The 18,629-nt window shown below is 33.3% G+C and carries 20 protein-coding genes and 1 pseudogene; 15 read left to right on the top strand and 6 right to left on the bottom strand.

From position 1 onward, the window contains the following. Positions 1 to 344: 344 nt before the first annotated feature. Complete coding sequence (gene thiD / locus JV528_RS09110) at positions 345 to 1,175, bottom strand: bifunctional hydroxymethylpyrimidine kinase/phosphomethylpyrimidine kinase (protein ID WP_001185462.1); 831 nt, start codon at positions 1,173 to 1,175, stop codon at positions 345 to 347. Positions 1,176 to 1,358: 183 nt separating this feature from the next. Between thiD and JV528_RS09105 the strand changes: the two genes are divergently transcribed. The 4 genes from JV528_RS09105 to JV528_RS09090 all read left to right on the top strand — a co-directional run bounded on the left by JV528_RS09105 (position 1,359) and on the right by JV528_RS09090 (position 4,502). Next, entirely contained in the window at positions 1,359 to 2,015 is a 657-nt protein-coding gene (locus tag JV528_RS09105; RefSeq protein WP_000455262.1) for a uracil-DNA glycosylase, read from the top strand. Next, positions 2,016 to 2,396: a DUF5327 family protein gene (locus JV528_RS09100; protein WP_000248116.1), complete on the top strand. Its 381-nt coding sequence runs from the start codon at positions 2,016 to 2,018 to the stop codon at positions 2,394 to 2,396. It abuts the gene before it with no gap. Between the two features lie 132 nt (positions 2,397 to 2,528). Next, positions 2,529 to 2,897: a DUF423 domain-containing protein gene (locus JV528_RS09095; protein WP_000765183.1), complete on the top strand. Its 369-nt coding sequence runs from the start codon at positions 2,529 to 2,531 to the stop codon at positions 2,895 to 2,897. A gap of 120 nt (positions 2,898 to 3,017) precedes the next feature. Continuing rightward, positions 3,018 to 4,502 carry an APC family permease gene (locus JV528_RS09090; RefSeq protein WP_000412518.1) on the top strand — a complete coding sequence of 495 codons (1,485 nt, stop codon included), beginning with the start codon at positions 3,018 to 3,020 and terminating at the stop codon, positions 4,500 to 4,502. Between the two features lie 140 nt (positions 4,503 to 4,642). Here the strand turns inward: JV528_RS09090 and JV528_RS09085 are convergent, their stop codons facing one another. The 3 genes from JV528_RS09085 to hemQ all read right to left on the bottom strand — a co-directional run bounded on the left by JV528_RS09085 (position 4,643) and on the right by hemQ (position 7,171). Further along, positions 4,643 to 5,095 (bottom strand): threonine/serine exporter family protein, encoded by a 453-nt coding sequence (locus tag JV528_RS09085; protein ID WP_000498572.1) that lies wholly within the window; start codon positions 5,093 to 5,095, stop codon positions 4,643 to 4,645. A gap of 12 nt (positions 5,096 to 5,107) precedes the next feature. Beyond that, the gene (locus JV528_RS09080) at positions 5,108 to 5,872 is read right to left on the bottom strand and encodes a threonine/serine exporter family protein (RefSeq protein WP_000354088.1); all 765 of its coding nucleotides are present in this window, start codon (positions 5,870 to 5,872) and stop codon (positions 5,108 to 5,110) included. Positions 5,873 to 6,418: 546 nt separating this feature from the next. Next, a complete protein-coding gene (hemQ, locus tag JV528_RS09075) occupies positions 6,419 to 7,171 on the bottom strand; it encodes a hydrogen peroxide-dependent heme synthase (RefSeq protein WP_000075708.1) in 753 nt (250 codons plus the stop codon). A gap of 167 nt (positions 7,172 to 7,338) precedes the next feature. Between hemQ and pta the strand changes: the two genes are divergently transcribed. The 6 genes from pta (at position 7,339) to JV528_RS09045 (ending at position 13,267) form a co-directional block, all read left to right on the top strand. After that, complete coding sequence (gene pta, locus JV528_RS09070; RefSeq protein WP_000774287.1) at positions 7,339 to 8,325, top strand: phosphate acetyltransferase; 987 nt, start codon at positions 7,339 to 7,341, stop codon at positions 8,323 to 8,325. 2 nt (positions 8,326 to 8,327) lie between these two features. Next, on the top strand, positions 8,328 to 9,164 hold the full coding sequence (locus JV528_RS09065; protein ID WP_065315833.1) for a lipoate--protein ligase family protein: 837 nt from the start codon (positions 8,328 to 8,330) through the stop codon (positions 9,162 to 9,164). A gap of 587 nt (positions 9,165 to 9,751) precedes the next feature. Then, entirely contained in the window at positions 9,752 to 10,672 is a 921-nt protein-coding gene (gene mvk / locus JV528_RS09060) for a mevalonate kinase (RefSeq protein WP_000197030.1), read from the top strand. Positions 10,673 to 10,676: 4 nt separating this feature from the next. Continuing rightward, positions 10,677 to 11,660 carry a diphosphomevalonate decarboxylase gene (gene mvaD / locus JV528_RS09055; protein ID WP_000597335.1) on the top strand — a complete coding sequence of 328 codons (984 nt, stop codon included), beginning with the start codon at positions 10,677 to 10,679 and terminating at the stop codon, positions 11,658 to 11,660. Between the two features lie 12 nt (positions 11,661 to 11,672). Further along, on the top strand, positions 11,673 to 12,749 hold the full coding sequence (locus JV528_RS09050) for a phosphomevalonate kinase (protein ID WP_000616885.1): 1,077 nt from the start codon (positions 11,673 to 11,675) through the stop codon (positions 12,747 to 12,749). Between the two features lie 176 nt (positions 12,750 to 12,925). After that, complete coding sequence (locus JV528_RS09045; RefSeq protein ID WP_000798967.1) at positions 12,926 to 13,267, top strand: YuzB family protein; 342 nt, start codon at positions 12,926 to 12,928, stop codon at positions 13,265 to 13,267. 51 nt (positions 13,268 to 13,318) lie between these two features. On the opposite strand, the gene merA is transcribed toward JV528_RS09045, so the two are convergent. Both merA and hypR read right to left on the bottom strand, forming a co-directional pair. Beyond that, a complete protein-coding gene (merA, locus tag JV528_RS09040) occupies positions 13,319 to 14,641 on the bottom strand; it encodes a hypothiocyanous acid reductase MerA (RefSeq protein ID WP_000860602.1) in 1,323 nt (440 codons plus the stop codon). Then, positions 14,628 to 15,068, bottom strand: a complete 441-nt coding sequence (gene hypR, locus JV528_RS09035; RefSeq protein ID WP_001047248.1) for a redox-sensitive transcriptional regulator HypR — start codon at positions 15,066 to 15,068, stop codon at positions 14,628 to 14,630. The genes merA and hypR overlap by 14 nt, the downstream gene beginning before the upstream one ends. Before the next feature lie 57 nt (positions 15,069 to 15,125). Between hypR and JV528_RS09030 the strand changes: the two genes are divergently transcribed. The 5 genes and pseudogenes from JV528_RS09030 (at position 15,126) to JV528_RS09010 (ending at position 18,584) form a co-directional block, all read left to right on the top strand. Then, on the top strand, positions 15,126 to 15,227 hold the full coding sequence (locus JV528_RS09030; protein ID WP_014532578.1) for a hypothetical protein: 102 nt from the start codon (positions 15,126 to 15,128) through the stop codon (positions 15,225 to 15,227). 465 nt (positions 15,228 to 15,692) lie between these two features. Then, complete coding sequence (locus tag JV528_RS09025; RefSeq protein WP_204177480.1) at positions 15,693 to 17,087, top strand: T7SS effector LXG polymorphic toxin; 1,395 nt, start codon at positions 15,693 to 15,695, stop codon at positions 17,085 to 17,087. A gap of 3 nt (positions 17,088 to 17,090) precedes the next feature. Further along, positions 17,091 to 17,726: a DUF443 domain-containing protein gene (locus tag JV528_RS09020; RefSeq protein WP_000882123.1), complete on the top strand. Its 636-nt coding sequence runs from the start codon at positions 17,091 to 17,093 to the stop codon at positions 17,724 to 17,726. A 16-nt stretch (positions 17,727 to 17,742) separates the two neighbouring features. Then, positions 17,743 to 17,960, top strand: a pseudogene (locus JV528_RS09015) (T7SS effector LXG polymorphic toxin); the annotation flags it as partial. A 3-nt stretch (positions 17,961 to 17,963) separates the two neighbouring features. Further along, a complete protein-coding gene (locus JV528_RS09010) occupies positions 17,964 to 18,584 on the top strand; it encodes a DUF443 family protein (RefSeq protein WP_000882081.1) in 621 nt (206 codons plus the stop codon). The last annotated feature ends 45 nt before the right edge of the window (positions 18,585 to 18,629 follow it).

Genomic DNA, 18,629 nt, shown 5'->3' with positions numbered 1-18,629 from the left:
ATGGCAGAATTAGTAGAACGGGATAAAACATTATGTTTAAACATGGGCATAATAAAGTTCCGAAAGGATTTGGTTTTTATAGGAAAACTGAAGCGTGACACTGTAAATGAATAGTATATACATATGTTGAAATAAAACTGCCTATAACGAGGACTTACAATACTTATTTGCCCAATTTAACTGTGAAAATCAAACAAGTATTTAATAACTAAAATAACCACACCGAAAGTGACTTTATTGTGTACTGAGCCCCAAAGTTAGACTTTGAAAGCTAACTTTACTGGCGCACAGCAATGACACTCAAATCATAAGGTGTGGTTAATCTATTTTTTATGAACGAAGCATTAAACCTCTGTTACTTCAACATCGATATGTTCAATACGGTTGTATGCACCGTGATCCACAGGACCAACAAAATCATTCATTTTCCAACCGTTTTTAATAGCAGAAGCGACGAAAGCTTTCGCGCTAATCACAGCTTCTTTCGGTGACTTACCGTTAGCTAAATATGCAGTTGTTGCCGCAGCAAATGTACAACCAGCACCATGGTTATAACTTTGTTGGAACATGTCTGTAGTTAGTTGATAAAATGTTTGACCATCATAGTATAAGTCATACGATTTATCTTGATCTAAAGCTTTGCCACCTTTAATGATGACATGCTGTGCGCCTTTATCAAAGATAATTGTTGCAGCCTTTTTCATATCTTCAATTGAATTTAATTTACCTAATCCTGATAATTGACCTGCTTCAAATAAGTTTGGTGTCACTACCGTTGCTTTAGGTAGTAAATATTTAATCATCGCCTCAGTATTTCCAGGGTTAAGCACTTCATCTTCGCCTTTACAAACCATGACAGGATCTACTACAAAGTATTGTGCATTAGATGCCTCATATACTTCTCCAGCACGTTTGATTATCTCCTCAGTACCTAACATACCTGTTTTAATAGCATCAGGTCCGATTGATAAAGCCGTTTCAAGTTGCTTTTCAAATACATCCATAGGTAATGGTGTGACATCGTGTGACCATGTATCTTTATCCATAGTAACGATGGCAGTTAAAGCGACCATGCCATACGTATCTAATTCTTGGAACGTTTTCAAATCTGCTTGCATACCTGCACCAGCACTTGTGTCAGAACCGGCAATTGTTAAAACTTTCTTTAAAGCCATTGAGCTTCACTCCTACATAATAATATTGTATTCATCATATCATTTTTAACCTAATTGAAAAATATTAAGCATTCAATATTTGATGATTGTTGAAATGAATCATTCATACTATTGTAACTTTTGAAAATGTCATTCACTTTAGTTAAGTGTGATATGTTAAAATATGTCCTGAGGTGAGATTGAATGGAATGGTCGCAAATTTTTCATGACATAACAACGAAACATGACTTTAAAGCTATGCATGATTTTTTAGAAAAAGAATATTCGACTGCAATCGTATACCCTGATAGGGAAAATATATATCAAGCGTTTGATTTAACAACGTTTGAAAATATCAAAGTTGTTATATTAGGACAAGACCCGTATCATGGTCCAAACCAAGCACATGGATTAGCATTTTCAGTGCAACCTAACGCAAAATTCCCTCCATCTTTACGTAATATGTATAAAGAATTAGCAGATGATATTGGATGTGTTAGACAAACACCACATTTACAAGATTGGGCAAGAGAAGGCGTCTTGTTATTGAATACAGTTTTAACCGTAAGACAGGGTGAAGCAAATTCTCATCGTGATATTGGTTGGGAAACATTTACTGATGAAATTATTAAAGCAGTGTCTGATTATAAAGAACATGTTGTCTTTATTTTGTGGGGGAAACCTGCACAGCAAAAAATAAAGCTTATCGATACATCTAAACATTGTATTATAAAATCAGTGCATCCTAGTCCACTGTCTGCATATAGAGGATTCTTTGGATCAAAACCGTATTCCAAAGCGAATACCTATTTAGAGTCAGTAGGAAAATCACCAATTAATTGGTGTGAAAGTGAGGCGTAGATGGTGAATAGAGAAACTTTAATAGCACGAATTGAGCAAGAATTAGTACAAGCAGAGCAGGCGCAGCATGACCATGACTTTGAAAAACATATGTATGCCATACATATATTAACATCTTTATATGCTTCAACATCAAATACACCACATATTGGTGAACAACAAATGAATCGTCGTATTGCTAACCATAATCAAATGCCACACTCACAAATTACGCAGCCAACACATCAAGTGACAGCTGCTGAAATAGAAGCGATGGGTGGTAAAGTAAATACGCATTCAGCACATCATCATAATAAGTCATATTCACAACCTTCAAACCAACAACAAAGATTAGCGACAGATGATGACATTGGCAATGGTGAATCCATATTTGATTTTTAAAAAGCAACAATGAAACATAATTACTTAATAGCTTGTTAATTATGTAGGTTAATGATCAAGACGCATATACTTTTATTCGAGTGTTCGGATTTAAATATTTATTAATACTGAATTATATAAGGAGAGGTAGCAATGAAATTATTTATTATTTTAGGTGCATTAAACGCGATGATGGCTGTCGGAACAGGTGCATTTGGTGCGCATGGTTTACAAGGAAAAATAAGTGATCACTATTTATCAGTATGGGAAAAAGCAACGACGTATCAAATGTACCATGGCTTAGCATTATTAATTATAGGTGTAATTAGTGGCACAACTTCAATCAATGTTAACTGGGCTGGCTGGTTAATATTTGCTGGTATTATTTTCTTTAGTGGATCATTATATATTTTAGTATTAACTCAAATTAAAGTTTTAGGTGCGATTACGCCAATTGGTGGCGTATTGTTCATCATTGGATGGATAATGTTAATCATTGCGACATTCAAATTTGCTGGTTAAATTTTAAAATTTTAGATTACCTATGTAACTAAACATTAAATTTTTAATAAAAATAATCAAGAAAAAGAGTTACAAACTCATCTTTTGGGTATAGAATACCTTCGAGGTGAGTTTTTATTTATGGAAAAAAAGAATAAGCAAATAGATAGAGGCGATTTAAAACAAAACCTATCTGAAAAATTTGTATGGGCGATTGCATATGGTTCATGTATCGGATGGGGCGCATTCATCTTACCAGGAGACTGGATTAAGCAGTCAGGTCCGATTGCAGCATCAATTGGTATTGTTATTGGTGCATTATTAATGATATTAATTGCGGTTAGTTATGGCGCATTAGTAGAGAGATTTCCAGTATCAGGGGGCGCGTTTGCCTTTAGTTTCTTAAGTTTCGGCAGATATGTGAGTTTCTTCTCATCATGGTTTTTAACTTTTGGTTATGTCTGTGTCGTTGCTTTAAATGCGACCGCATTCAGTTTACTAGTTAAATTCTTATTGCCAGATGTCTTAAATAATGGGAAACTATACACCATTGCGGGCTGGGACGTTTATATTACGGAAATCATTATTGCGACCGTATTACTACTTGTATTCATGCTAGTAACGATTCGTGGCGCAAGTGTATCTGGATCATTACAATATTATTTCTGTGTGGCGATGGTAATCGTCGTATTATTGATGTTCTTTGGTTCATTCTTTGGTAATAATTTTGCACTTGAAAATTTACAACCGTTAGCTGAACCTAGCAAAGGATGGTTAGTGTCTATTGTAGTTATTGTATCCGTGGCACCATGGGCATATGTTGGATTTGATAATATTCCACAAACAGCAGAAGAGTTTAACTTTGCACCAAACAAGACATTTAAGCTTATCGTGTACAGTTTATTAGCAGCATCATTAACTTATGTTGTCATGATTTTATACACTGGTTGGTTATCAACAAGTCATCAAAGTTTAAATGGACAGTTGTGGTTAACAGGTGCTGTTACACAAACAGCATTTGGTTATATTGGATTAGGTGTATTAGCAATTGCAATTATGATGGGTATATTTACTGGTTTAAATGGATTCTTGATGAGTTCAAGTCGCTTGTTATTTTCTATGGGACGTTCAGGTATTATGCCAACAATGTTTAGTAAATTACATAGTAAATACAAAACACCATATGTCGCAATCATATTCCTAGTAAGTGTGTCTTTAATTGCACCTTGGCTAGGAAGAACGGCATTGACTTGGATTGTAGATATGTCATCTACAGGTGTATCCATTGCCTACTTTATTACATGTTTGTCTGCTGCGAAATTATTCAGTTATAACAAACAAAGTAATACGTATGCACCGGTTTACAAAACGTTTGCTATTATCGGCTCATTTGTATCATTCATTTTCTTAGCGTTGTTATTAGTGCCAGGTTCTCCTGCAGCACTGACTGCACCATCTTATATTGCATTACTTGGATGGTTAATCATCGGTTTAATATTCTTTGTGATTCGATATCCTAAATTGAAAAATATGGATAATGATGAATTAAGTCGCTTGATTTTAAATAGAAGTGAAAATGAAGTTGATGATATGATTGAAGAACCTGAAAAAGAAAAAACTAAATAATAAAAGAATCGCACAATATACCTTCTTAATTCGGAGGCGTATCGTGCGATTTTTTGTAGCATAAATTGACATTTAAGGCGAGATAGTTAAACCATATATATAATTGCTAAGAGTTTGGGCTGAGCCATTTCTAACAATATTTATAATCGTTTAAAAGATTTCACGAACCCAGAAACAATTAATTTGGAAATTTGGTCGGCGAATAATAAACCTAATGCGATGGCTCCTGCAATAAGTGTAACCTCTAGCATGGTATTGATTGCTGTACTGAAATTTAATAATACTAAATTTTTCGTTGCATCGTAAGCTAATCCACCTGGCACTAATGGGATAATACCCGTCACCATAAAAATGATTGCAGGTTCTTTTTGTTTACGTGCCATATAGTGACTTAATAAACCTAGGGCAAGACTGCCGAAGAAACTAGAGTATATAGTGTGCACATTAAAGCCGTTGAAGAATAAGGTGTAAACCATCCATCCACACGTACCAACGAAACCACATGATAGATATAATTTTCTAGGTGCATCAAAAATGACGCAGAAGAACATTGAAGCTAAAAAGCTAAAGATAAAGTTTAAGATCCAAAACATAGTCTGATACTCCTATACTAAAATTAATACGCTACCAACGCCAGCACCGATGCCAAACGCAGTAACCAAGGCTTCTAATGATTTCGTTGTGAACATCAACATGTGTCCACCAAATAAATCTTGTATTGCGTTTGTTATTAATACACCAGGAACAATAGGCATGACTGCCGCAATGATAATAGTTGCCAAGTCACCTGTTGGAATAAGTGTATGTCCAATAACGGCGATAATCCCAATAACTAATGAACCAATGAATTCTGGGATAAACTGTGCGTGTAATTTACGATCTAAAATCTCAGTGACTAGGTATCCTAGACTACCTGCTAATATCGCAGTTAAAACATCAATCAATCTACCACCTTGTAAATATAAGAAACTCATTGCAATCATTGCTGCAGCAAAACCTTTAAAGGGAAGACTGCTGTCACGCTTAGCAACATATATTTTTTCAAGTTGCGTTTTTGCCTCGGCTAAAGAAATTTCATTATTTGTAATTTGACGCGAAATTTTATTAGCTTGAGAAATTTTTATTAAGTTTGTATCTCGAGAGGTAATTCTAAATATTCTAGGAAACGATTCCGAATGTAACGTAAACTGGATGACAGTGTTTGTAACAAAGCTGTTACTTTCACTATAACCAAGTTTTTTTGCAATACGTGTCATGGTATCTTCTACACGCGTACCTTCTGCACCAGATTCTAATAGTATGCGAGCAGCAAGCATGACAACATCTTTGATAAGTACCTCTTGTTTGTATTCTTCTGAATTTATGTCCATTTCATCACCATTGTTTATAAGAATTTAATACTTATTATAGTTTATACACTATAAAATAACCACATGAGCTTTTTGATAAGTTGTTATTGATTTTAAAAAACTAATATTTGATACTATTGTAATAATAATCATCGGAATTTTTAGTGGTTAAAATTCTCTTGAAGTATAAAAAGGAAAAAATATTGAAAAAATTCGACAAAAATATGTTTCAAATATTTCAAATAGGTTAAAATAATATTAGTTAACCATTACAAAAATTGTATAGAGTAGCGACTGTATAATTTCTATTGAGGTTAACGTTTATATGTAGTGATAGTAGTTAAAGTTCTCCCAAGGAAGACTACTCGGGTACACTTTGCTATGAGCAAAGTGTACTTTGTTATTGATAATACATTAGCACATATATATAAGTTTAAACATACAGATTTCAACTATTTACCAAAGCACGTCTTATGTATACGGGAATATACTGAAGATAAACGAAAAATTCCAAGCTTAAACCGATAAGCTTGGAATTTTTTATTAATTTATAAACGTACCAATGTATTAAGAAATCGCAAAGAATTGATCGAATTCGTTTGTGTTAATAATATGTCCTACAAAGAAACTACCGAATTCACCGTATCGTGCTGTTGTTTCATCAAAGCGCATTTCGTATACAATTTTTTTGAATTGTAATACGTCATCTGAGAACAATGTTACGCCCCATTCGAAATCATCAAACCCTACAGAACCAGTAATAAATTGTTTGATTTTGCCAGCATATTTTCTACCAATCATACCATGGTCATACATTAATTTTTGGCGTTCTTCCATAGTTAACATGTACCAGTTATAAGTTTCATTACGACGCTTGTTCATTGGATAGAAACAAATATAATCAGAATGTGGTAATTCTGGGTATAATCTTGCTTTGATATGAGGGTTCTCATAAGGATCTTCATCAGATTTACCAGCTAAATAATTGCTCAATTCAATGACTGATACATATGAATATGTAGGGATTAAGAAGTCAGCAATGCGCAATTTGTTAAATTCATTTTCAATATGATTTAAAGACTTCATTTCAGGACGTAAGAACCATAATAACAAATCTGCTTTTTGACCAGTTATATTATAAATAGCTTGATCACCAGATTTTAATGATCTTACAGTTGCTGTATTTTCTAAAAATGATTGAAATTCAGTGACAAGTGCATCGCGTTCGTCCTTTGGAACTAGACGTAATGATGCCCAATCAACTGCATAAAATAAATGTAGACTATACCAACCATCTAATGTTTCGGCTGCTTGACTCATGTTTATCGCTCCTTTTCAAAAATCATCAGTTCTTTATAAATTTTATCATAAAGCAAAGGGGTAACGATAAAATTATGATTACAAATTGGTGACGTGGCATTATGAAATAAAATGGCGTATAATTATACCGTGAATGATTAATAAGATTTATATTACAGGAGGACATTATGGCTGATTTATTAAATGTATTAAAAGACAAACTTTCTGGTAAAAACGTTAAAATCGTATTACCTGAAGGAGAGGACGAACGTGTTCTAACAGCTGCAACACAATTACAAGCAACAGATTATGTTACACCAATCGTGTTAGGTGATGAGACTAAGGTTCAATCTTTAGCGCAAAAACTTAATCTTGATATTTCTAATATTGAATTAATTAATCCTGCGACAAGTGAATTGAAAGCTGAATTAGTTCAATCATTTGTTGAACGACGTAAAGGTAAAGCGACTGAAGAACAAGCACAAGAATTATTAAACAATGTGAACTACTTCGGTACAATGCTTGTTTATGCTGGTAAAGCAGATGGTCTAGTTAGTGGTGCAGCACATTCAACAGGCGACACTGTGCGTCCAGCTTTACAAATCATCAAAACGAAACCAGGTGTATCAAGAACATCAGGTATCTTCTTTATGATTAAAGGTGATGAACAATACATCTTTGGTGATTGTGCAATCAATCCAGAACTTGATTCACAAGGACTTGCAGAAATTGCAGTAGAAAGTGCAAAATCAGCATTAAGCTTTGGCATGGATCCAAAAGTTGCAATGTTAAGCTTTTCAACAAAAGGGTCTGCTAAATCAGACGACGTGACAAAAGTTCAAGAAGCTGTCAAATTAGCACAACAAAAAGCTGAAGAAGAAAAATTAGAAGCAATCATTGATGGCGAATTCCAATTTGATGCTGCGATTGTACCAGGTGTTGCTGAGAAAAAAGCGCCAGGTGCTAAATTACAAGGTGATGCAAATGTCTTTGTATTCCCAAGTTTAGAAGCTGGTAATATTGGTTACAAAATTGCACAACGTTTAGGTGGATATGATGCAGTTGGTCCAGTATTACAAGGTTTAAATTCTCCAGTAAATGACTTATCACGTGGCTGCTCAATTGAAGATGTATACAATCTTTCAATTATTACAGCAGCGCAAGCCTTACAATAACGATGGATTTAACGAGTAAATATTTTAATGGCGTCAACTGGCGATATATCGACCATTCTTCTGGATTAGAGCCTATGCAATCTTTCGCATTCGATGATACATTTTGCGAAAGTGTGGGCAAAGATATATCAGATAATGTTGTGCGTACTTGGATTCATCAACATACTGTTATTCTTGGTATTCATGATTCAAGATTGCCGTTTTTAAAAGATGGCATTGATTATTTAACGAATGAGATTGGTTATAATGCCATTGTTAGAAATTCTGGCGGCCTAGGTGTCGTTCTAGATCAAGGTGTATTAAATATATCGCTGATGTTCAAAGGACAAACAGAAACAACGATTGATGAAGCGTTTACTGTGATGTATCTCTTAATTAGCAAAATGTTCGAAGATGAGAATGTTGATATTGATACGATGGAAATTGAACATTCTTATTGCCCAGGAAAATTTGACTTAAGTATCGATGGTAAGAAATTTGCAGGCATATCGCAACGAAGAGTTAGAGGCGGTATTGCTGTACAAATTTATCTTTGTGTTGAAGGCTCTGGTTCAGAACGTGCATTGATGATGCAAACATTTTATGAACATGCTTTAAAAGGTGAAGTGACTAAATTTAAATACCCTGAAATTGAACCATCTTGTATGGCCTCATTAGAGACATTGCTTAACAAAACGATTACTGTTCAAGATGTAATGTTTTTACTATTATATGCAATCAAAGATCTTGGCGGTGTATTAAATATGACGCCAATTACTCAAGAAGAATGGCAAAGATACGATACGTATTTTGATAAAATGATTGAAAGAAACAAGAAAATGATAGACCAAATGCAATAGTTAAATATTTAACAGCCCCTTTCAAGTTATCGTTTGGGGCTGTTATTTTTGACAGTATCCATAAATAGCATAAATATGTTATTGTCCTAATATTTAAATTGAACATCATTAAATTAAAAGTAATGATATGATTGAAATAATAAATTTAATAAGAAAATTTCATGTTTTACGTATTAAATAGATTGAGAATAGGGTATATATAATGCGTATGACTATGAAAGAAACGAACCTTCTATTGAAATGTTCTAATACTTTAGTAGTAAATCTATATATTCCAATTATTATTTGTAGTATTATAGTTAGGGTGGAAAATTATAAATTGTAGGGCTATTTTATAAAAAGATAAAGAATCTGAAATATCACTCGATAAGATTTAAACTTTGAAGTAAACGAAAGTTAGTTTTATACTAATCAAGTTAAGTCAAATATAAATTCAAATTAAAGATTATACATAATATGAATAATGTGAGATAAAGACTGCAATGAAATTTAACGCGAATGCGTATGCAACTTAGAATATGATGTCTTTTACTAATAAATAAAAACAATGAATCAAGTATAGGATAAATATAAAAGGTGATATTGACATGACAAGAAAAGGATATGGGGAATCGACAGGTAAGATTATTTTAATAGGAGAACATGCTGTTACATTTGGAGAGCCTGCTATTGCAGTACCGTTTAACGCAGGTAAAATCAAAGTTTTAATAGAAGCCTTAGAGAGCGGGAACTATTCGTCTATTAAAAGCGATGTTTACGATGGTATGTTATATGATGCGCCTGACCATCTTAAGTCTTTGGTGAACCGTTTTGTAGAATTAAATAATATTACAGAGCCGCTAGCAGTAACGATCCAAACGAATTTACCACCATCACGTGGATTAGGATCGAGTGCAGCTGTCGCGGTTGCTTTTGTTCGTGCGAGTTATGATTTTTTAGGGAAATCATTAACGAAAGAAGAACTAATTGAAAAGGCTAATTGGGCAGAGCAAATTGCACATGGTAAACCAAGTGGTATTGATACGCAAACGATTGTATCAGGCAAACCAGTTTGGTTCCAAAAAGGTCATGCTGAAACGTTGAAAACGTTAAGTTTAGACGGCTATATGGTTGTTATAGATACTGGTGTGAAAGGTTCAACAAGACAAGCAGTAGAAGATGTTCATAAACTTTGTGAGGACCCTCTATACATGTCACATGTAAAACATATCGGTAAGTTAGTTTTACGTGCTAGTGATGTGATTGAACATCATAACTTTGAAGCCTTAGCGGATATTTTTAATGAATGTCATGCGGATTTAAAGGCGTTGACAGTTAGTCATGATAAAATAGAACAATTAATGAAAATTGGTAAAGAAAATGGTGCGATTGCTGGAAAACTTACTGGTGCTGGTCGTGGTGGAAGTATGTTATTGCTTGCCAAAGATTTACCAACAGCGAAAAATATTGTAAAAGCTGTAGAAAAAGCTGGTGCAGCACATACATGGATTGAGAATTTAGGAGGTTAATGCGTTGATTAAAAGTGGCAAAGCACGTGCACATACGAATATTGCACTTATAAAATATTGGGGTAAAAAAGATGAAGCACTAATCATTCCAATGAATAATAGCATATCTGTTACATTAGAAAAATTTTACACTGAAACGAAAGTCACTTTTAACGACCAGTTAACACAGGATCAATTTTGGTTGAATGGTGAAAAGGTTAGTGGCAAAGAATTAGAGAAAATTTCAAAATATATGGATATTGTCAGAAATAGAGCTGGCATCGATTGGTATGCAGAAATTGAAAGCGACAATTTTGTACCAACAGCAGCAGGGTTGGCTTCATCAGCAAGCGCATATGCAGCTTTAGCAGCAGCTTGTAATCAAGCGCTAGACATGCAGCTGTCAGATAAGGATTTGTCGAGATTGGCGCGAATCGGTTCGGGTTCTGCATCACGTAGTATTTATGGTGGATTTGCAGAATGGGAAAAAGGGTATAGTGATGAGACGTCATATGCCGTTCCACTTGAATCGAATCATTTTGAAGATGACCTTGCCATGATATTTGTTGTGATTAATCAACATTCTAAAAAGGTACCTAGTCGATATGGTATGTCATTGACACGAAACACATCAAGGTTTTATCAATATTGGTTAGATCATATTGATGAAGATTTAGCTGAAGCAAAAGCAGCGATTCAAGACAAAGATTTTAAACGCCTTGGTGAAGTAATTGAAGAAAATGGTTTGCGTATGCATGCCACGAATCTAGGATCAACACCGCCTTTCACATATCTTGTGCAAGAAAGTTATGATGTAATGGCGCTCGTTCACGAATGCCGAGAAGCGGGGTATCCGTGCTATTTTACGATGGATGCGGGTCCTAATGTGAAAATACTTGTAGAAAAGAAAAACAAGCAACAGATTATAGATAAATTATTAACACAGTTTGATAATAACCAAATTATTGATAGTGACATTATTGCCACAGGAATTGAAATAATTGAGTAAGGAAGAGATAAAATGATTCAGGTCAAAGCACCCGGAAAACTTTATATTGCTGGAGAATATGCTGTAACAGAACCAGGATATAAATCTGTACTTATTGCGTTAGATCGTTTTGTAACTGCTACTATTGAAGAAGCAGACCAATATAAAGGTACCATTCATTCAAAAGCATTACATCATAACCCAGTTACATTTAGTAGAGATGAAGATAGTATTGTCATTTCAGATCCACATGCAGCAAAACAATTAAATTATGTGGTCACAGCTATTGAAATATTTGAACAATACGCGAAAAGTTGCGATATAGCGATGAAGCATTTTCATCTGACTATTGATAGTAATTTAGATGATTCAAATGGTCATAAATATGGATTAGGTTCAAGTGCAGCAGTACTTGTATCAGTTATAAAAGTATTAAATGAATTTTATGATATGAAGTTATCTAATTTATACATTTATAAACTAGCAGTGATTGCAAATATGAAGTTACAAAGTTTAAGTTCATGCGGAGATATTGCTGTGAGTGTATATAGTGGATGGTTAGCGTATAGTACTTTTGATCATGAATGGGTCAAGCATCAAATTGAAGATACTACGGTTGAAGAAGTTTTAATCAAAAACTGGCCTGGATTGCACATCGAACCATTACAAGCACCTGAAAATATGGAAGTACTTATCGGTTGGACTGGCTCACCGGCGTCATCACCACACTTTGTTAGCGAAGTGAAACGTTTGAAATCAGATCCTTCATTTTACGGTGACTTCTTAGAAGATTCACATCGTTGTGTTGAAAAACTTATTCATGCTTTTAAAACAAATAACATTAAAGGTGTGCAAAAGATGGTGCGTCAGAATCGTACAATTATTCAACGTATGGATAAAGAAGCTACAGTTGATATAGAAACTGAAAAGCTAAAATATTTGTGTGATATTGCTGAAAAGTATCACGGCGCATCTAAAACATCAGGCGCTGGTGGTGGAGACTGTGGTATTACAATTATCAATAAAGATGTAGATAAAGAAAAAATTTATGATGAATGGACAAAACATGGTATTAAACCATTAAAATTTAATATTTATCATGGGCAATAAATGATTTGGTAGGGGAGCAATCATCTAATTTAATTAGAAGATAAATGCTCCATTTTTTATTGCCAGCCGTGTTACGTATCTTGAAAAAAATATTAAAAAGAGTAAAATAGATAGAGTTAACGAAAAAATTAATGAAATCGACGATATAGATATGATAAAGAAAGGTGGGTAGCAATATGAAAAATACATTCCTTATTTGTGATGAATGTCAGGCAGTCAATATTAGAACGTTACAAAAGAAGTTGGAAAAATTAGATCCCGATGCTGAAATCGTGATAGGTTGTCAATCTTATTGTGGACCTGGACGCCGAAAAACATTCACTTTTGTTAATAACCGCCCACTGGCTGCGCTTACTGAAGAAGAATTAATCGAAAAAGTTTCTCAACAATTAAAGAAACCACGTGATCCTGAAGAAGAAGAGCGTTTAAGAAAACGACATGAAGAACGTAAACGTCGTAAAGAAGAACAAGATAGAAAGCTTAAAGAAAAATTAGAAAAGCGAAAAGCACAACAATAAAACCTGATGGCAGCATCATTCAATGCGTGCCACCAGGTTTTTATGTTTTGTCTAGAAATTAAATAAATCATTAAATGATTCGGCCATCGTAGGATGCGTATAAATATTATCTCGTAATACGGTATATGGAATATTTTGATCAATCGCAAGTTTAATTATATTAATTAATTCTTCAGATTGCTTACCATATAATGTAGCACCTAAAATCATATTATTTTCATTATTAATGACTACTTTAAATAAACCTCTTGGATCATTGTTAATTTTGTGACGAGGTATAGCACTTACTAAAAGTTGATGTTCAGTGTAATCATAATGTTGAGCGGCAGCTTCTTTACTAGTTAATCCAACACGTGATAATGGTGGATCTATAAATACTGTATAAGGCACGCTGCCTCTATTGTCAGTCGTACGTGACTGATTACCATATAACGCTGATTTGATAATTCGATAATCATCTAAAGATATATACGTAAATTGAAGTCCGCCTTTAACATCACCTGCAGCATAAATATGCGGCACAGTTGTTTGAAGATGAGCATTGACTTTAATTTCGCCTCTGTCGCCTAATTCGATATCAGTATTTTCTAATGCTAAATCCGTATTCGGTTTGCGTCCGATAGCCAAAAGTACTGCATCTGCCTCAAAGTTACCAACGTTAGTATGGACTGTTGTATGATGATCGTCAGATGACAATTCAGTCGTTTCAACATTTGTATACAATGCAATGCTTTTATTTTCTAAGTCAGTAATAGCATGTGCAACGACATCTTGATCTTCGCGTGGCATAAATGATTCACCACGTTCTAATACTGTAACCTTACTACCTAAATTCGCAAACATTGAAGCAAATTCTAAGGCGATATAACCGCCACCTACAATAACGAGGTGTTTAGGTTGATAGCTAATGTTTAATAAACCTGTTGAATCAAAGACATGTTTAGCTTGATCAAGGCCTTTAATGTTAGGAATGACAGAGGTAGCACCAGTATTAATAATGATATGAGGTGCAGTAATACTATCGGCGATATCGCCATGTTGATCTAATAAATTCACTTCAGTATTAGATTTAAACTGCGCTTTAAAATCCAGTACATCAATGTTACTGTCGTCTGCTAATAAGTGGTAATTTTTATTGTTTAGCGCATTGACAACATCGTTTTTACGGTTATAACTTGCTTCAAAGGTTTTGCCTTCTAATCCATCATGTACAAGTGTTTTCGAAGGTATACATCCTATATTGATACAAGTTCCACCATACATTTTCGAAGATTGTTCGATAACTGCGACGTGTTGACCTGTTGATGCAGCGTATTTCGCTAAAGTTTTACCAGCTTTCCCAAATCCTATTACAATTAAATCATATGTTTTCATGACATAAATCCTCCTTTTGAATGTCTTCAATGACATCTTTGATTGTTTTTTCTTTATAAAAATTAATAATGATATTCTGTTCGTCTTGTTGATAATGTGACATGGTAGTTGCAATATTACGAGCAATTTGACAGTGACTGCCTTCGTCGCCAGTAAATAGTCGTGTGTGATGTTCTTTCTCTAAGACAAAATGTTTATATAATGTTGCTAAAGAGACATCAGCGCTACGATCATTTGCTAAATATCCACCATCTTTACCCCGTATTGTGTTAATCATTTTTAAATCGACAAGTTGAGTCGTCACGCGTCGTAATTGAACAGGATTTAAACAAGTTAATTCTGCTAATGAACTACTATTGAATTTTTCTGAATGATGCTTAGTTAAAAAAGCTAACACATGCACGGCAATGTTAAATTCTAAATTCAATGTTTCTCACCTCGTAATTGTAACTGTATTAGTTACAATTAAAAATCATTTTGCTCAATGTGTCAATACTTATGTTTGAAAAGTGTTGAACTAGGAGTGTTTATAGTGATGATTTATTGTTTGAAGGTTTTTGCATTAACGGCGAGATTGCACAATTGAAATTTTAGTTATGTATGAACTGATAGATATGAAATGAATATTGAAAATGAGGGCAATAAAATTTTGAATGATGATGTTGTGTGATTTTGTAAACTTGTTCGTATTTTAGAGACGTTTTGATATTTCGCATGATGAGGAAGTATTTTTAACAACTGATGACATATTTTAATAGTAAATATATTTTGAGATATTAATATATTTAATGTTAAGGATGTTGTCGCAATAAAATTAAAATATTGAAAGATAATTTTTATTGATTAATTGCGAATATACAAAGACACCATTATATCCATATGCTAAAATAAGAAAAAAGGCGACATGTTATCTCAATTTACCTGCATCTAGACCCCTTTACATAAGAAATAATCATCGCCGAGTTTTAAAATTTTACAACTTTGTAGATGTAAAAAGCATTTGATTTTAAATAGTTTGAAAATCATATATTTTTGAAAAAGGAGCATGCCGATGAGTATTGACATGTATTTAGACAGATCTCGAAACCAAGCTTCAAGTGTGGGTAATTTGAGTCAAACAATGAATTCAAATTATGATGCGTTGGAAAAAGCAATTACTCAATTTATCAATGATGATGCGCTTAAAGGTAAAGCGTATACGTCAGCTAAGCAATTTTTTAGTACGGTGTTAATTCCATTATCAACAAGTATGAAAACATTGAGTGATTTAACGAAGCAAGCTTGCGATAATTTTGTGTCACGTTATACGAGTGAGGTTGATAGCATATCTTTAAAAGAATCAGAGCTTGAAGAAGATATCAGATCATTAAGTCAACAAATTACGCGATATGAAAATTTGAATAACAATTTGAAAAAGCATGCTTCCGATAATCAGCAAGCCATTTCATCGAACCAACAAATAATACGAACATTAGGTCAACAAAAACATGAATTAGAAGAGAAGCTACGCAAATTGCGTGAGTTTAATCAAAAATCACCAGAAATATTTAAAGAAGTTGAAGAATTTCAAAAAATTGTCCAACAAGGACTTACCCAAGCGCAGAATTTTTGGAACTTTTCAAAAAATCAATTTAATATACCTTCAGGTAAAGAACTTGATTGGGCTAAAGCAAGTCATGAAAAATATTTGAAAGTTGCTATGGGGAAAATTGAACAAAAAGCAGAGAAAGAAACTTTAAATAAAGCAGACTTTGCTGTTATAAAGGCATATGCCAAAGAACATCCAGAAGACGATATCCCGAAAAGTATAATGAAATATATAAATGACAATAAAGATAGTATTAAACGAGATATAGGATTAGATATCACGTCAACACTTTTAGAGCAAGGCGGTATAAATGCAAGTAAATTCGGTGTATTTATCAATACAGCAGGTGGAGTCAAAGGCCCAGCCGGTCCAAATTCATTTGTGGAAGTCAAACGTACATCAGGTAATGTGTTTATAGAAAATGGTAGTAAATTTGCTAAAGGCGGAAAATATCTAGGTAAAGGTGTTGCAGGTGTAGGTTTTGGTATAGGTATGTATGATGACCTTGCAAATGATGATAAAACATTTGGTGAGGCGTTGTCGCATAATGCTTTAACTACAGGAATAGGTATTGGCGCAGGTGCGGGTATGACTGCTACTATCGCGTTATTTGCAAGTAATCCAGTAGGATGGGCTGTTATAGGTGGCTTTGTGTTTGGTTCGGTTTCGACAATGCTTGTAGATTGGGCTTATCAAAATAATAAGGCTGGTATAAAAGATAAAGCAGACTGGGTAGGACATAAACTAGACGATGGTATCGATGTTGTTAAAAAATCTACAGAAAAAGCCGTAGATAGTGTTGGTGAAGCTACAAAAAGTATTTCTAATCATTTAAACCCTATGAAATGGAGCTGGTAAATATTGCTATGTGAATCTAAAGTTATCAACAAAAACCCTAAGTATAGAGTTATTAAATATGGTGATGAATATTTAATGATTGATTTAGTAAGTACCTGGTTAACTTTATTTCTTCCTATGATTAATTGGTTAATTCCAAAAAAATATGTCAAAATCAGTAAAAAAGAATTTGACGATTTAAACATTGTCAAACCTGTTAAAAATAAAGCTTTTTGGCCAGTTGCAGGTAGTACTATTTTGTTCGGAGTTACGTTTAGAAAATATATTCCTTCACTTAATATTCAATTAGAGAAAAACATGGTGATTGTAATATGTTGTGCAATATTTCTGGGTGTTTTAATACTTTTTTTATTTCTGAATCGTAAGCTAAGATTGGAAATTTATAATAATAACTCTAGTAAAGGGAAAATAATTTTATTTCCTTCATTAAAAAACTTTTGCTTCACAATATTTTATTATTTTTTATTTGGCGGTCTTTCAATAATGGCTCTAAGTATGTTATTAACTTTAAATCCTCAAAATATAATAGGCTTTATTGGTTGGTTGGTAATGACTGCAGGTTTCTTTCTGTTAAACATGTCATCGATTATTGACAAAAAAATTTATGTATTATCTAAAACTAACACGGTGGAAAAATGATGGTTTAGCTGGATTTACTGCGGGTTCTGTTTCGTCATTACTTGTATATTGGACCAATCAAAGAAATGAATTTGGAATAAAAGGTAAAAACGATTGGATAGGACATAAACTAGACGCTAGTATAGATGCTGTAGAAAAATCTGCAGAAAAAACAGTAGATGGTGTTGAAAATGTCATGGTGAAGCTTCAAAAAGTATTTCTGATCATATAAATCCTATGAAATGGAGCTGGTAAAAAGTGCTATGCGAATCTAAAATTATCAATAAAAACGCAAAATATCGAATTATTAAATATAATGGTGAATACTTAATGGTCGATATAATAAGCACTTGGATTAGTTTATTTTTTCCTTTTATTAATTGGTTCATCCCCAAAAGATACGTCAAAATTAGTAGAGAAGAGTTTGAAAATTTAAATATTGTTAAACCTGCTAAAAAGAATGTTTTTTGGCCAGTTGCAGGTATCTCTACTTTATTCGCAGTTACATTAAGAAAGTATACGCATTTACTTGACACTCAACTTGATAAAAAATTAGTTATTGCCATATGTTGTATCACATTTATAGGGATTTTAACATTTTATGTACGCCTAATTAAAAAATCATCTTTAAATATTTATAATACTAAAAATAAAAGATCAAAAATTGTCTTAATACCTACACTAAAAAATGTTTGTTTCACATTATTTGGATATATTTTATTTGGCGGATTGACTATGTTATTCCTAGATGCACTATTATCAATGAGTTATCAAAACATAATAGTATATTTTGCTTGGATTGCAGTTATAATGGGTTTTTTTCTAGTGAATATAGCTTTAATTATAGATAAAAACATTCATGTCATACTTAAAAATTAAGTGGTAGTAATAAATTCAGATTAAAGATATGCAAATAACAATGAA

The sequence above is a fragment of the Staphylococcus sp. GDB20D11A genome (genome assembly GCF_016893255.1).
Classification (GTDB): Bacteria; Bacillota; Bacilli; order Staphylococcales; family Staphylococcaceae; genus Staphylococcus; species Staphylococcus aureus.
This window is presented reverse-complemented; position numbering and strand designations above follow the sequence as displayed.

Bases quoted from the DNA above. Each gene is read 5' to 3' on its own strand.
- thiD (WP_001185462.1), bottom strand. From the start codon at position 1,175: ATGGCTTTAAAGAAAGTTTTAACAATTGCCGGTTCTGACACAAGTGCT.
- JV528_RS09105 (WP_000455262.1), top strand. From the start codon at position 1,359: ATGGAATGGTCGCAAATTTTTCATGACATAACAACGAAACATGACTTT.
- JV528_RS09100 (WP_000248116.1), top strand. From the start codon at position 2,016: ATGGTGAATAGAGAAACTTTAATAGCACGAATTGAGCAAGAATTAGTA.
- JV528_RS09095 (WP_000765183.1), top strand. From the start codon at position 2,529: ATGAAATTATTTATTATTTTAGGTGCATTAAACGCGATGATGGCTGTC.
- JV528_RS09090 (WP_000412518.1), top strand. From the start codon at position 3,018: ATGGAAAAAAAGAATAAGCAAATAGATAGAGGCGATTTAAAACAAAAC.
- JV528_RS09085 (WP_000498572.1), bottom strand. From the start codon at position 5,095: ATGTTTTGGATCTTAAACTTTATCTTTAGCTTTTTAGCTTCAATGTTC.
- JV528_RS09080 (WP_000354088.1), bottom strand. From the start codon at position 5,872: ATGGACATAAATTCAGAAGAATACAAACAAGAGGTACTTATCAAAGAT.
- hemQ (WP_000075708.1), bottom strand. From the start codon at position 7,171: ATGAGTCAAGCAGCCGAAACATTAGATGGTTGGTATAGTCTACATTTA.
- pta (WP_000774287.1), top strand. From the start codon at position 7,339: ATGGCTGATTTATTAAATGTATTAAAAGACAAACTTTCTGGTAAAAAC.
- JV528_RS09065 (WP_065315833.1), top strand. From the start codon at position 8,328: ATGGATTTAACGAGTAAATATTTTAATGGCGTCAACTGGCGATATATC.
- mvk (WP_000197030.1), top strand. From the start codon at position 9,752: ATGACAAGAAAAGGATATGGGGAATCGACAGGTAAGATTATTTTAATA.
- JV528_RS09050 (WP_000616885.1), top strand. From the start codon at position 11,673: ATGATTCAGGTCAAAGCACCCGGAAAACTTTATATTGCTGGAGAATAT.
- JV528_RS09045 (WP_000798967.1), top strand. From the start codon at position 12,926: ATGAAAAATACATTCCTTATTTGTGATGAATGTCAGGCAGTCAATATT.
- merA (WP_000860602.1), bottom strand. From the start codon at position 14,641: ATGAAAACATATGATTTAATTGTAATAGGATTTGGGAAAGCTGGTAAA.
- JV528_RS09030 (WP_014532578.1), top strand. From the start codon at position 15,126: ATGTGTCAATACTTATGTTTGAAAAGTGTTGAACTAGGAGTGTTTATA.
- JV528_RS09025 (WP_204177480.1), top strand. From the start codon at position 15,693: ATGAGTATTGACATGTATTTAGACAGATCTCGAAACCAAGCTTCAAGT.